14 protein-coding genes and 1 tRNA gene are annotated in these 12269 nt (G+C 68.6%); 9 read left to right on the forward strand and 6 right to left on the reverse strand.

Features of this window, described 5'->3' with window-relative positions:
* Positions 1 to 49 precede the first annotated feature (49 nt).
* From PKA16_RS01720 to PKA16_RS01740, 5 genes are all read right to left on the reverse strand, one after another.
* Entirely contained in the window at positions 50 to 874 is an 825-nt protein-coding gene (locus PKA16_RS01720) for a M90 family metallopeptidase (RefSeq protein WP_324399772.1), read from the reverse strand.
* A 5-nt stretch (positions 875 to 879) separates the two neighbouring features.
* Entirely contained in the window at positions 880 to 1665 is a 786-nt protein-coding gene (locus PKA16_RS01725; protein ID WP_324399774.1) for a UDP-2,3-diacylglucosamine diphosphatase, read from the reverse strand.
* Positions 1666 to 1675: 10 nt separating this feature from the next.
* Positions 1676 to 2188, reverse strand: coding sequence for a peptidylprolyl isomerase (locus PKA16_RS01730; RefSeq protein ID WP_324399775.1), 513 nt, complete (start codon positions 2186 to 2188; stop codon positions 1676 to 1678).
* 171 nt (positions 2189 to 2359) lie between these two features.
* On the reverse strand, positions 2360 to 3043 hold the full coding sequence (locus PKA16_RS01735) for a peptidylprolyl isomerase (RefSeq protein ID WP_324399777.1): 684 nt from the start codon (positions 3041 to 3043) through the stop codon (positions 2360 to 2362).
* Between the two features lie 83 nt (positions 3044 to 3126).
* Positions 3127 to 3666, reverse strand: coding sequence for a tetratricopeptide repeat protein (locus PKA16_RS01740; protein WP_324399779.1), 540 nt, complete (start codon positions 3664 to 3666; stop codon positions 3127 to 3129).
* Positions 3667 to 3836: 170 nt separating this feature from the next.
* Here PKA16_RS01740 and cysS point away from each other — a divergent pair, with 170 nt between their 5' ends.
* The 3 genes from cysS to PKA16_RS01755 are packed head-to-tail and all read left to right on the forward strand — an operon-like array spanning position 3837 to position 6890.
* Complete coding sequence (gene cysS, locus PKA16_RS01745; RefSeq protein WP_324399781.1) at positions 3837 to 5216, forward strand: cysteine--tRNA ligase; 1380 nt, start codon at positions 3837 to 3839, stop codon at positions 5214 to 5216.
* Positions 5217 to 5263: 47 nt separating this feature from the next.
* Positions 5264 to 5863, forward strand: a complete 600-nt coding sequence (locus PKA16_RS01750) for a DNA-3-methyladenine glycosylase 2 family protein (RefSeq protein ID WP_324399783.1) — start codon at positions 5264 to 5266, stop codon at positions 5861 to 5863.
* Between the two features lie 58 nt (positions 5864 to 5921).
* A complete protein-coding gene (locus PKA16_RS01755) occupies positions 5922 to 6890 on the forward strand; it encodes an acetyl-CoA carboxylase carboxyltransferase subunit alpha (protein ID WP_324399785.1) in 969 nt (322 codons plus the stop codon).
* A 161-nt stretch (positions 6891 to 7051) separates the two neighbouring features.
* Here PKA16_RS01755 and PKA16_RS01760 read toward each other — a convergent pair whose 3' ends face one another.
* Positions 7052 to 7387, reverse strand: coding sequence for a DUF1232 domain-containing protein (locus tag PKA16_RS01760; RefSeq protein WP_324399787.1), 336 nt, complete (start codon positions 7385 to 7387; stop codon positions 7052 to 7054).
* 34 nt (positions 7388 to 7421) lie between these two features.
* Between PKA16_RS01760 and tilS the strand changes: the two genes are divergently transcribed.
* From tilS to PKA16_RS01790, 6 genes are all read left to right on the forward strand, one after another.
* Entirely contained in the window at positions 7422 to 8426 is a 1005-nt protein-coding gene (gene tilS / locus PKA16_RS01765) for a tRNA lysidine(34) synthetase TilS (RefSeq protein ID WP_324399789.1), read from the forward strand.
* 59 nt (positions 8427 to 8485) lie between these two features.
* A complete protein-coding gene (locus PKA16_RS01770) occupies positions 8486 to 9757 on the forward strand; it encodes an aspartate kinase (RefSeq protein ID WP_324399791.1) in 1272 nt (423 codons plus the stop codon).
* Positions 9758 to 9815: 58 nt separating this feature from the next.
* Positions 9816 to 9908, forward strand: a tRNA-Ser gene (locus PKA16_RS01775).
* 371 nt (positions 9909 to 10279) lie between these two features.
* Positions 10280 to 10474: a hypothetical protein gene (locus tag PKA16_RS01780; RefSeq protein WP_324399793.1), complete on the forward strand. Its 195-nt coding sequence runs from the start codon at positions 10280 to 10282 to the stop codon at positions 10472 to 10474.
* A 256-nt stretch (positions 10475 to 10730) separates the two neighbouring features.
* Positions 10731 to 11933: a replication initiation factor domain-containing protein gene (locus PKA16_RS01785; protein ID WP_324399795.1), complete on the forward strand. Its 1203-nt coding sequence runs from the start codon at positions 10731 to 10733 to the stop codon at positions 11931 to 11933.
* A 14-nt stretch (positions 11934 to 11947) separates the two neighbouring features.
* The gene (locus PKA16_RS01790) at positions 11948 to 12268 is read left to right on the forward strand and encodes a hypothetical protein (protein WP_324399797.1); all 321 of its coding nucleotides are present in this window, start codon (positions 11948 to 11950) and stop codon (positions 12266 to 12268) included.
* The last annotated feature ends 1 nt before the right edge of the window (position 12269 follow it).

Raw genomic sequence — 12269 nt, forward strand, 5'->3', positions numbered from 1 at the left:
AAACCTTGGGACAAATCGCTTCACGGCGCTTGACTTGAAAGACGGTTACTCAGGACGCATCTTGCCGGAAGAACGCGCGCAGCGCGGTGCTGAGCTGCGGGAATTCCTGCGCGAAGCGCTGCGGCTCGACGAAGTGCGCCTCGCAGGCGACGGCGAAGAACTCCTCCGGCGCGGTGGCGGCATAGGCGTCCAGCCAGGGCATGGGGGCGCCGAAGCGCTCGGCCCGGATCACCTGTTCGCGGAACTGCTGATACGCGGGCGCCCAGGTGGCGGCCCAGCGCGCCGCCCCCTCACGCGGCGTGCGCGCGCCCATGAAACCGCGCGGCAGCGGCGGCGCGCCGTGGGCGCCGCCGGCCTGCATGTCCATCTTGTGCACGAACTCGTGGATCACCACGCTGCTGCCGCTTTCCGTGCCGGCGTCCTGCACCGCCGGCCAGGACAGCATCACCGGGCCGTGCTGCATGGCTTCGCCCGCCAGCACCTCGTCGTAGTGGTGCACCACGCCGGCCTCGTCCATCACCTGGCGGCGCGCCACGGCGTCGGCCGGGTGCATCACGATGCCGACAAAGTCGTCGTACCAGGACAGGGCGTCCTCCGGACGCTCGGGTGGCCCCAGGTGCAGCAGGGGCAGGCAGGCCTGGGCGGCCACGGCGACCGCCATGGCATCGGTCACCTGCAGCCCGTGGGCGCCGCTGAATTCCTTCTGCGCGAGAAAGTGCGTCGCCAGGCGCCGCAGGCGCTCGCGCTGCTGTCGCCCCAGCCGGGCCAGGAACGGGTAGCGCGCCAGCGTCGCCTGCCACAGCGCGTCGGGGATCGGCGGCGGCACGCCGGCCGCGCGGCGCAACCATCGGCCCAGGCGCGCCAGCGGTGCCATGGCGCTCAGGCGTCACCCGGATCGAGGCGCGTCCAGCGCCCCGACGGTTGCAGGCGCAGCACCTCGGCGCGGTGCGTGCGGGCGTCGATGTGCCAGTCGCTCAGCACCACCTGGGCCAGCGGCCGGCCCTGGCCGTCGGTGCCGAGCGCGTGGTCGGCCGGCTGGTGCGTGTGGCCGTGGATCAGGGTGGTGGCGTCTGCCGCGTGCAGCCACTGGCGCGCCAGTGCGGTGTCGGTGTGGGCGTAGACGGCTTGTTCGGCGTGGCGCGCCTGGCTCTCGGCGCGCATGTGCCGCGCCAGCGCCTGGCGCTCGGCCAGCGGGCGCGCCAGGAAGTCGCGCTGCCAGTCAGCGCTGCGCACCTGCTGGCGAAAGCGCTGGTAGTCGACGTCCTCGGTGCACAGCAGATCGCCATGCGAGAGCAGGAAGCGCTGCCCGGCGAAGGCCAGCACGGTGGGGTCGATCAGGTCGCGCACGCGATGGCGCTGCAGGAATGGCGTGCCGACCAGGAAGTCGCGGTTGCCGCGCAGGAAGGCCAGTTCGGCGTGGCACGCCGCCAGCACCTCGCCGCAGCGCGCCTCGAAGCTGCCCGCGCTGGCGGCGTCGTCGCCCACCCAGACCTCGAACAGGTCGCCCAGGATGAACACCGCGTCGGCGCGCGTGGCCGCCATGTAGCCGGCCCAGGCGCCGAAGGTCTGCGGCTCGTCCGGCTTGAGATGCAGATCGGAGATGAAGTCGACCGTGCGCCAGTGCGCGGGCGCCACCAGCTCGGCAAAGGCCGGCACGCTCGTCACGCGGTGCGGGTCAGCCGGCAGCCACCACAGCCTTCTCGATCACCACGTCGTCGCGCGGCACGTCGTCGTGGAATCCCTTGCGCGTGGTCGGCACCGCCTTGATCGCGTCCACCACGTCCTGGCCCTGGACCACCTTGCCGAACACCGCGTAGCCCCAGCCCTGGCCGGTCGGTGCCTGGAAGTTCAGGAAGTCGTTGTCCACCACGTTGATGAAGAACTGCGCCGTGGCCGAATGCGGGTCGCCCGTGCGCGCCATGGCCAGGGTGTAGCGCGCGTTCTTCAGGCCATTGTTGGCCTCGTTCTCGATCGGCGCCTGGGTCGGCTTCTGCTTCATGCCCGGCTCGAAGCCGCCGCCCTGGATCATGAAGTTGCCGATGACGCGGTGGAACACCGTGTTGTCGTAGTGGCCGCTCTGGACGTAGGCGAGGAAGTTGGCCACCGACTTGGGCGCCTTCTCCTGCTCGAGTTCGACCGTGATCACGCCGCGGTCCTTGATGTGCAGTTCAACCTGGGGATTGCTCATGGGTTCTTCCTTTGCAACGGGATGTCAGAAATTTTCATGGTGCCACGTGCGGCTTCAGCGGGAAAAGACAAACAGGCCGCGGAGCTGGCCATCCGCAGGCACGCGTGGCCGGAGTTGCCCTGGTTACTGGGTGCGTCCCCCTGGGGGAAGGAGCGCAGCAACATGAGGGGATCATTTCACCAGCGTGGCCGACTCGATCCGCACCATCTTCTGCGGCACGTCGGTCGGGAACGGCCCGCCCTTGCCGGTGACCGTGTTGCGGATCTTCTCGACCGTGTCCATGCCGCTCACGACCTGGCCGAACACGGTGTAGCCGAACAGCTGCGGATGGTTTTCCAGGTTGGCGCGTGGCACGTCGGTGTAGGTCTGGCCCCGGTACTCGAACTTGGCCACCGGGTCGCCCGGCGGGATCGGCACCGGATCCAGGAAGTCGTTGTCGACCACGTTGATGAAGAACTGCGCGCTGGCCGAATTGGGATCGTTGGTGCGTGCCATGGCCACGCTGCCCCGGACGTTCTTCAGGCCGGCGGCCAGGGCCTGGCGGCCTTCGTGCGTCACCGGCGCGCGTGTCGGCTTCTCCTTGTAGTCCGCGTCGAAGCCGCCGCCCTGGATCATGAAGTTCTTGATCACGCGGTGGAAGATGGTGCCGTCGTAGTGCTTGTCCTTGACGTACTGCAGGAAGTTGGCGACGGTCTTGGGCGCCTTCTCGGGGTAGACCTCGATCACGAAGTCGCCCTCGCTGGTGACGAACTTGACGCGCGGGTCGGCGGCCAGGGCGGGCAGGGCGGTCGCCAGGGCGGCACTGGCCAGCACGCCGGCAGCCAGGCGGGTGAGGGTTCTGCGGGACAGGTTCATGGGCGGATGCGGAAAGTGAGGAACGGGATCAGGCTTGGTGGCGTGGCGCATGCCAGGGGTTCCCGGCGCGTCGCGCCTGGGCTTCAGCCGCCGGCGCCAGCCCGCGCTTTCAGCAGGCTGCCCAGGGCTTCGATCTTGGGTGCCAGGCGCGGGTTGCCGGCATCCAGCGTGCGCGCGCGCTGGTAGGACCGCAGGGCCTCGCGCGCCTGCACGTCGCCCAGGTTCTCCAGCGCCGTCGCGTAGTCGGGCTGGATGCGCAGCGCGTTCTCGAGCGCCGCGCGCGCCGCCGCCAGCTCGCCGCGCGCGGCGCGCAGCACCGCCAGGTTGTTCCAGGGCTCGGCCAGCTCGGGGTAGTCGCGCGTCAGTTGCTCGAGCATCTGCTCGGCCGCCTGCGGCTGGCCGCTGGCGCTGAGCAGGTTGGCCTTGATGAAGCGCATCTGCGGGTCGCGCGGATGCTCGCCGATGTAGCGGTCGGCCTGCGCCAGCGCCTCGCCGGTCTGGCCGGCGGCATGCAGGCGCTGCACCTCGGCGTAGTCGTCCGCCCAGGCCGGCAGCGCCAGCAGCGCCAGCAGGGCCAGCAGCAGAGCCAGGGGATGGCGAAAGTGGGCGGGACGCGCGGTCATCGGTGGCGGGCGCACGGAGCCATCGCCCTTTCGGGGCAACCGCGGATGGACGCTGGATCCGGCAACGCGCGTTTTATACTGGACGGGATTGTAGTCACGCCGCGCAAGCGGCCGAGACGGCTCCTCTCGCACGCGTCGCGGCATCCGCGCGCGGCCCGGCCCCGATTTCCATGACCCTGCGCATCTACAACACGCTCACGCGTGCCCTGGAAGACTTCGCCCCGCTCGAACCCGGCCACGTGCGCATGTACGTGTGCGGCATCACCGTGTACGACCTGTGCCACATCGGCCACGCGCGCTCGGCCGTCGCGTTCGACGTGGTGCAGCGCTGGTTCAAGGCGTCGGGCCTGCGCGTGACCTTCGTGCGCAACATCACCGACATCGAGGACAAGATCATCCGCCGCGCGCTGGAGAACGGCGAGACCATCCGCCAGCTCACCGACCGCATGATCGCCGAGATGTACCGAGACTTCGACGCCCTGGGCGTCGAGCGGCCCACGCACGACCCCCGTGCCACCGACTACGTGCCGCAGATGCTCGCCATCATCGGCACGCTGGAGGGCAAGGGCCTGGCCTATCGCGGCGCGGATGGCGACGTCAACTACGCGGTGCGGCGCTTCCCGGGCTACGGCAAGCTGTCCGGCAAGACGCTGGACGAATTGCACGCCGGCGAGCGCGTGGCGGTGGACGCGGGCAAGGATGACCCGCTCGACTTCGTGCTCTGGAAGTCGGCCAAGCCGAGCGAACCCGAGGGCGCCCGCTGGGACAGCCCCTACGGCCTGGGGCGGCCCGGCTGGCACATCGAATGCTCGGCCATGAGCTGCGCCCTGCTGGGCAACACCTTCGACATCCACGGCGGCGGCGCGGACCTGCAGTTCCCGCATCACGAGAACGAGATCGCCCAGAGCGAGGGCGCCAATGGCGTGCCGCTGGCGCGCGTGTGGATGCACAACGGCTTCGTCAACATCGACAACGAGAAGATGTCCAAGTCGCTCGGCAATTTCTTCACCATCCGCGAGGTGCTGGAGCAGTTCGACGCCGAGACGATCCGTTTCTTCATCGTGCGCGCGCATTACCGCAGCCCGCTCAACTACAGCGACGTGCACCTGCAGGACGCGCGCGCCGCGCTACGCCGCCTCTACACCGCCCTCGACGCCGTGCCGGCCGAGCCGCCGGCGGCGATCGACTGGAGCGATCCGTTCGCGGCGCGCTTCAAGGCCGCCATGGACGAGGACTTCGGCACGCCCGAGGCCGTGGCCGTGCTGTTCGAACTGGCGAGCGAGGTGAATCGCCACCGCCGGCCGCAGGATGCCGGCCTGCTGAAGGCACTGGGCGGCTGCCTGGGCCTGCTGCAGGATGATCCGAAGGCGTTCCTGCGCGCCGGCAGCGTGCTGGACGAGGCGGCGATCGAGGCCCGCATCGCAGCGCGCGCTGCCGCCAAGCAGGCGCGCGACTTCGCCGAGGCCGACCGCATCCGCGACGAGCTGCGGGCCGCCGGCATCGTGCTCAAGGACTCGTCCGCCGGCACCACCTGGGAGGCGGTGCAGTGACGGCGCGCCGCGGGGCGCCAGCCGAGGCCATCGCGCCTGATTACTGGATGGACGCCTGCACCCACCTGGCACGGCGCGACCGCGTCTTGCGCCGCCTGATCCCGCGCTTCGGGGATGCTCGCCTGGAGTCGCGCGGCGACGCCTTCGTCACGCTGGCGCGCTCCATCGTGGGTCAGCAGATCTCGGTGCGCGCCGCGCAGTCGGTGTGGGACCGCTTCGCCGCGCTGTCGCGCCGCCTGACGCCGGCCGCCGTGCTGCGCCTGAAGGTGGACGACATGCGCGCGGCCGGCCTGTCGGCGCGCAAGGTCGAATACCTGGTCGACCTGGCGCTGCATTTCGACGCCGGCAAGATCCATGTCGCGCGCTGGGCCGGCATGGACGACGAGGCCATCATCGCCGAGCTGGTGGCGATCCGCGGCATCGGCCGCTGGACCGCCGAGATGTTCCTGATCTTCCACCTGCTGCGCCCGGACGTGCTGCCGCTCGACGATGTCGGCCTGATCAAGGGCATCAGCCAGAACTATTTTTCCGGCGAACCCGTCAGCCGCAGCGAGGCGCGCGAGGTGGCCGAGGGCTGGGCGCCCTGGCGCAGTGTCGCCACCTGGTACATGTGGCGCTCGCTCGACCCGCTGCCGGTCGCGTATTGAGCGCCGCCGCACGCGGCATCCGGTAACATCACCGGCATCTCGTTACGAGGAGCCTAGATTGGCCAAACGCACTTTCCTGGACTTCGAGCAACCGATTGCCGAGCTGGAAAACAAGATCGAGGAACTGCGCTACGTGCAAAGCGAGAGCGCGGTCGACATCTCCGAGGAGATCGACCAGCTCGACAAGAAGAGCCTCAAGCTCACCAAGGACATCTACAGCGACCTGACGCCGTGGCAGATCACCAAGATCGCGCGACATCCGGACCGCCCCTACACGCTGGACTACATCCGCGAGTGCTTCACCGATTTCGTCGAACTGCACGGCGACCGTCACTTCGCCGACGACGCCAGCATCGTCGGTGGCCTGGCGCGCTTTGGCGGCAATGCCTGCATGGTGATCGGCCACCAGAAGGGGCGTGGCACCAAGGAGCGCGCCGCGCGCAACTTCGGCATGACGCGGCCCGAGGGCTATCGCAAGGCGCTGCGCCTGATGAAGACCGCCGAGAAGTTCAGGCTGCCGGTGTTCACCTTCGTCGATACCCCCGGCGCCTTTCCCGGCATCGACGCCGAGGAGCGCGGCCAGAGCGAGGCCATCGGGCGCAACATCTACGAGATGGCGCAGCTCGAGGTGCCGATCATCACCACCATCATCGGCGAGGGTGGCTCGGGCGGCGCGCTGGCGATTGCCGTGGCCGACCAGGTGCTGATGCTGCAGTACGCGATCTACTCGGTGATCAGCCCCGAGGGCTGCGCCTCCATCCTCTGGAAGACCAGCGACAAGGCCGAGGAGGCCGCCAGCGCGCTGGGCATCACCGCGCATCGCCTGAAGGCACTGGGCCTGGTGGACAAGATCGTCAGCGAGCCGGTCGGCGGCGCGCAGCGTGACGCGCACCAGATGGGCAGCTTCCTCAAGCGCGCGCTGGGCGACGCCTGGCGCCAGCTGGCGGACCTCAAGATCAAGGAATTGCTGGAGCGGCGCTACGAGCGGCTGCAGAGCTACGGCCGCTTCAACGACACGAAATCATGACTTCCCGTGCGGCTGCGCCGCTTCCCCCTGATGGGGACGGACCCCGTGGCCAGGGGGACCCCGACCACGGATGTCCTGGATGACCGGCCCCTCGGCCCTTGCCCTCCTGGGTCTGAGGCATCGTGGGTGGAATGATCGCGACGGGCCCGGTCACGTGGAATTCAGCGCGTGATGGGCTGCGTCCGCGCCTGCACCCTGCTGCGCAGCGCGGCGAGCAGCTCGGGCGGCAGGAAGCGCAGCGCCAGTTGCAGCAGCAACCAGGCAATCACCCCGTCGTCGATCCAGCCGAGCACCGGGATGAAGTCGACCACCAGGTCGATCGGGCTGATCACGTAGAGCAGCGCCAGTCCGAGCACCAGCCTGGAGGCGAGCGGCGTGCGCGGGTCGCGCAGCAGGGCCCAGCCCAGCACCAGTTCCTTGCGGAACGTCGCCAGCAGTCGTCCGAATCGCCACATCGCCAGCACCTCCAGGCGTCGATCGCGCTGCCGGCTGCGCATCGATGCGCCCGGCAACCAACGTTACCATGATGCCATGACCGCCGCGCCCCCGCTCGCCGCCGATCCGCGCCAGGTCGACCAGGCCATGGATGCGTTCGCGCGCCAGGTGCCGACGCTGCCGCTGGCGGTCGCCTTCAGCGGCGGCGCCGATTCGACCGCGCTGCTGCTCGCCTGCCACGAGCGCTGGCCCGGCCAGGTCGTCGCCTGGCACGTGCATCATGGCCTGCAGGCGGCGGCCGACGACTTCGAGCGCCACTGCCAGGCTCGATGCCGGCAACTGGACGTGCCCCTGGTCGTGCGCCACGTCGACGCGCGGCCCGCTCCGGGCCAGAGCCCGGAAGACGCGGCGCGGCAGCTGCGCTACGCCGCGTTCGAGCAGATGGCGCGGGCTGGCGTGGGGCCAGCCGCGCGTGGCGTCGCCATCGGCCAGCACGCCGATGACCAGGTGGAAACCATGCTGCTGGCGCTGTCGCGCGGCGCCGGCCTGCCGGGCCTGGCGGCCATGCCGATGCACTGGCGGCGCGGCGCGCTGGATTGCTGGCGCCCCCTGCTCGCCGTGCCCGAACCGGCGATCAAGGCCTGGCTGCGTGCGCGCCGCGAGGGCTGGATCGAGGATCCGACCAACGCTGACGAGCGCTACACCCGCAACCGCATTCGCGCGCGCCTGCTGCCGGCGCTGGAGGCGGTGTTCCCCGGTTTCCGCCAGACCTTCGCGCGCAGCGCCGCGCACGCGGCCGAGGCGCAGCAGTTGCTGGATGAGCTCGCCGCGCAGGACCTGGCGCAATGCGGCGATCCGCCGCGCCTGGCAGCGTTGCGCGCGCTCACTGCGGCGCGGCGCGCGAACCTGCTGCGTCACTGGCTGCGCAGCGCGCATGGCCAGATTCCGAGCAGCGCCCAGCTCGCGGCGCTGCAGCGCCAGCTCGAGGCCTGCCGCACGCGCGGACACCGCATCGACCTGCGGGTGGGTCAGGGGCGGGTGCGCCGCGTTGGCGACGTGCTGGCCTGGGAGCCGCCAGCGGGCCGCACCGCCGACGCTTAAAATGCGCGGTTTGCCGCGGGCACGTGGACCTGGCGGCACCCGTCCAGTCTTCGGCAACCATGGCATTGATCGTTCAGAAATACGGCGGCACCTCGATGGGCTCGACCGAGCGCATCGCGAGCGTGGCCCAGCGCGTCGCCAAGTGGGCGCGCGCCGGCCACCAGGTGGTGGTGGTGCCCAGCGCCATGAGTGGCGAGACCAATCGCCTGCTCGGCCTGGCCAAGGAGCTGGCGCCCGCCAAGCTCACGCCGGACTACTACCGCGAGCTCGACATGATCGCCGCCACCGGCGAGCAGGTCTCGGTCGGCCTGCTGGCGATCGCCCTGCACGCCCTTGGCCAGCCGGCGGTCAGCCTGGCCGGCTGGCAGGTGCCGATCCGCACCACCGACGCCTACACCAAGGCGCGCATCGAGCAGATCGACGACGGCAAGGTGCGCGCGGCGCTCAATGCCGGCAAGGTTGTCATCATCACCGGCTTTCAGGGCGTGGACGCGGCGGGCAACGTCACCACGCTCGGGCGCGGCGGCTCCGACACCTCGGCGGTGGCGGTGGCGGCGGCGCTGGGGGCCGACGAGTGCCTGATCTTCACCGACGTCGACGGCATCTACACCACCGATCCGCGCGTCGTGCCCGAGGCGCGGCGCATGGGTGCCATCAGCTTCGAGGAGATGCTGGAAATGGCGAGCCTGGGCAGCAAGGTGCTGCAGATCCGTTCGGTCGAGTTCGCCGGCAAGTATCGGGTGCCGGTGCGCGTCCTCTCCAGTTTCACCCCCCCCGACATCGACATCGACATCGAGGACCGCTCGGGCACCCTGATCACTTTCGAGGAAGACGAACAGATGGAACACGCCGTCGTATCCGGCATTGCCTTCAGCCGCGATGAGGCCAAGATCTCCGTGCTCGGCGTGCCCGACAAGCCCGGCATCGCCTACCAGATCCTGGGCGCGGTGGCCGACGCCAACATCGAGGTCGACGTCATCATCCAGAACGTCAGCAAGGACGGCAAGACCGACCTGAGCTTCACCGTGCCGCAGGCCGACCTGGCACGCGCCGTCGACCTGCTGAAGGAAAAGGTGGCGCCGGCGCTGGGCGCCGCCGACGTGCTGGGCGACCCGCGCATCTGCAAGGTCAGCATCGTCGGCATCGGCATGCGCAGCCACGTCGGCGTGGCGGCGCAGATGTTCCGCGTGCTGAGCGAGGAGGGCATCAACATCCAGATGATCTCGACCAGCGAAATCAAGACTTCGGTCGTGATCGACGAGAAGTACATGGAGCTGGCGGTGCGCGCGCTGCACCGCGCCTTCGACCTGGACCAGCCACCCAGCGCCTGAGCGCGGGGCGCTGCGCCGGCAATGGCATAATGCCGCTCTTGGCTTTCGAGCCGGCCCAGGAGACGTGACCGAGTGGCCGAAGGTGCTCCCCTGCTAAGGGAGTATGGGGTGTTGAGCCTCATCGAGGGTTCGAATCCCTCCGTCTCCGCCATGATGCGGGAAAGCCGCCAGCATGACTTTCAGGTCGCTGGCGGCTTTTTTCTCGTCCGCGTTTTCTGACCGTTCCAGGTCTTCGGCCATCACGGCCACGAATGCATGCGCCGGGTCCTCGCCCAGGACCACGCGCAGCTTGCCTCGCACGCGCCAATTCGCGGGGCGTTTCCCCTTCTTCATGTTCGCCAGGGCGCCAGGGTCTTCACCGATGGTGCGGGCGAGCTGGTTCTGCCCACCGGCGATGGCTGCCGCACGCTCGATTAGTTGACTAATTTGGTCAAGTGTTGACATTATGTCATCGCTCCTGTAGAAACGCGCATTGACAACTTGTCATCGGTGACAAGTTGGCATCAGTCTACAGGAGCCGGCATGTTTGCAAAACAGATCGTTGTTCTCTCCGTGACCCGTCACGGACCAGCAATCAACCTCTTCGACTACTACAGGGACGCTGAGCATTTCGCTCGTTGCCTTGTATCTCTCGGCTGGACCATGGGTCTGGTCGATGGCGGTTACGTGGTTGTTCCCCACGAGTCCGAGCTGGACTTGGACAGGGAGGCAGCATGAAGCCGCACCCCTACCCATTCCACGTTTACCGCGCCCCCAGGGCCGATGACGGCACGTCAGACCTTGCCGGCTCCGGCGTGTCTGGTCCTCGGGGGCGTGACCTCTCGCGTAATTCGGAAGCCTGGCGCGCGATTTCCGCGTTCCTAGGTGGCGCGGCCAGCACGGCCGGGCGGCGGGCGCAAGCGAAGCGCGCGCGCCGCCCGGAGGGGATGGCCGCGTCTGCCGCCCCGATGGTAATCACGGGGAGAGCTAAAAAATGACCCGCCCGGCCCGTTCTTCCCTGGTCCTGGACGGTGACACCCTTCGGGTTCGCCTGGAAGCCGATCGCGTGGCAGGCCCTCAGGTCGTTCATGTGGACTGGCTCCGCTTCACGCTCCAGCTCCGCAATGCACCCTATGACCTTGACCTCATGTTTCCGGAGAAAACCGAGGGCAACTATTGGGACGTCAAAGACAGCATCCGCGAGCGCCACCTGGCCGCGCTGGAGCTTGAAGAGTCCTGGAGCCCTGGAGGCCAGGCCCTGGCCGTAGCCCGGAAGGTTGCGCGCTACCTCGGCCCGGATTTCTCGGTCGCTGGTGAACCGCAGAAGGGCCATGATTTCTACGCCCGCCGCTGGCCCATCGTCTGGAACGATGCTGAATGCGGATGGGTCGGCTTCGGTGCTTCCAGCGACTCGCCCAGGCAGCAAAAGCAGGCAGCGACGATCCACGTCAATCTATACGGCATGGCCTGCACCTTCGCCGAGCGCGGATGGCGCAAGCGCATGGCCCGCTTCATCAAGGCCCGCAAGGCCACCGTGACGCGCATTGACCTGGCGCTCGACTTTTTCGACGGCTTCCCTGGCGGCCTGGACGGAATCATTGATGGCTACAAGGCTGGCGACTGGGACGTCAGGGGCCAGCGGCCCAAGTGCAACGGTGCCGGTGACTGGGTGAACAAGCGCGCCCGGTCGTTCTACGTGGGCTCCCGCGAAGCGGGCAAGCAGACCAACGTCTACGAGAAGGGGCACCAGATGTATGGCCCGGAAAGCGGCATGCCCTGGCTGCGTTGGGAGCTCCGCCTGGGCAACAAGCTGCGCGAGCTCGACGCCGACATTCTGGCGAACCCGGACGGCTTCTTTGCCGGCGCTGGCGACGCTCACGCCGCAGCCCTTGCCCTGGCTCGTGAGTTCGTGCAACCGGTCGAAGTCCCCACCCGGCCGCGCATCCAGGACGAAACCGTCGAGGCCGAAGTCGAGCGCAATCTGCGCTGGCTTCGCACTACGGCCGCGCCGTCTATTGCTCTGGCGTTCAAGCATTTGGGCGATGAGGGATTTCTGGAGCTCGTGCAAGGCAAGTCCCTGCCGCGCCGGCTTCAAAAGTATTCGAGCCGCATCGGTGACGCAGTGTCAGCGGTAGCAGATCGAGTTTTCGGCCTGGCGTGTGGCGCAGCGCCTTTCACGGCCGTTTCAAGCGCGTAACTCAAGGAGTCGGTATGCAGTTCCAGCAGCAAGTCGTCGTGCACGGCATCAAGGAAAGCAAGGGCACATTCGAGGGCAGGGCCTTCGATAGTTGCACCTTCCACGTCGAGGCAGACCTGAAGGAAAACGCCTCCGGCCGTTCGCTCGGCCGCGTCACCACGCCCATGAAGTGCGGCACGTCCGCCGAGTTTGACAAGTGGGCTCACCTGGGCGCCTCGTTCCCGATCCGGGCGAATGCGACCTTTGAGGTCCAGGCCACCGGCAAGGGCGATACCGCGCTTGCCCTGGTCGGCATCGTCCCGCTCGAGCGCGCAGCGCCTGCAGCCAAGGCGTGAC

Origin of the sequence: Ottowia sp. (assembly GCF_035325765.1) — a bacterium.
GTDB lineage: Bacteria > Pseudomonadota > Gammaproteobacteria > Burkholderiales > Burkholderiaceae_C > Ottowia.

Bases quoted from the DNA above. Each gene is read 5' to 3' on its own strand.
- PKA16_RS01730 (WP_324399775.1), bottom strand. From the start codon at position 2,188: ATGAGCAATCCCCAGGTTGAACTGCACATCAAGGACCGCGGCGTGATC.
- PKA16_RS01785 (WP_324399795.1), top strand. From the start codon at position 10,731: ATGACCCGCCCGGCCCGTTCTTCCCTGGTCCTGGACGGTGACACCCTT.
- PKA16_RS01720 (WP_324399772.1), bottom strand. From the start codon at position 874: ATGGCACCGCTGGCGCGCCTGGGCCGATGGTTGCGCCGCGCGGCCGGC.
- PKA16_RS01790 (WP_324399797.1), top strand. From the start codon at position 11,948: ATGCAGTTCCAGCAGCAAGTCGTCGTGCACGGCATCAAGGAAAGCAAG.
- PKA16_RS01780 (WP_324399793.1), top strand. From the start codon at position 10,280: ATGTTTGCAAAACAGATCGTTGTTCTCTCCGTGACCCGTCACGGACCA.
- PKA16_RS01770 (WP_324399791.1), top strand. From the start codon at position 8,486: ATGGCATTGATCGTTCAGAAATACGGCGGCACCTCGATGGGCTCGACC.
- PKA16_RS01760 (WP_324399787.1), bottom strand. From the start codon at position 7,387: ATGCGCAGCCGGCAGCGCGATCGACGCCTGGAGGTGCTGGCGATGTGG.
- PKA16_RS01740 (WP_324399779.1), bottom strand. From the start codon at position 3,666: ATGACCGCGCGTCCCGCCCACTTTCGCCATCCCCTGGCTCTGCTGCTG.
- cysS (WP_324399781.1), top strand. From the start codon at position 3,837: ATGACCCTGCGCATCTACAACACGCTCACGCGTGCCCTGGAAGACTTC.
- tilS (WP_324399789.1), top strand. From the start codon at position 7,422: ATGACCGCCGCGCCCCCGCTCGCCGCCGATCCGCGCCAGGTCGACCAG.
- PKA16_RS01750 (WP_324399783.1), top strand. From the start codon at position 5,264: ATGGACGCCTGCACCCACCTGGCACGGCGCGACCGCGTCTTGCGCCGC.
- PKA16_RS01735 (WP_324399777.1), bottom strand. From the start codon at position 3,043: ATGAACCTGTCCCGCAGAACCCTCACCCGCCTGGCTGCCGGCGTGCTG.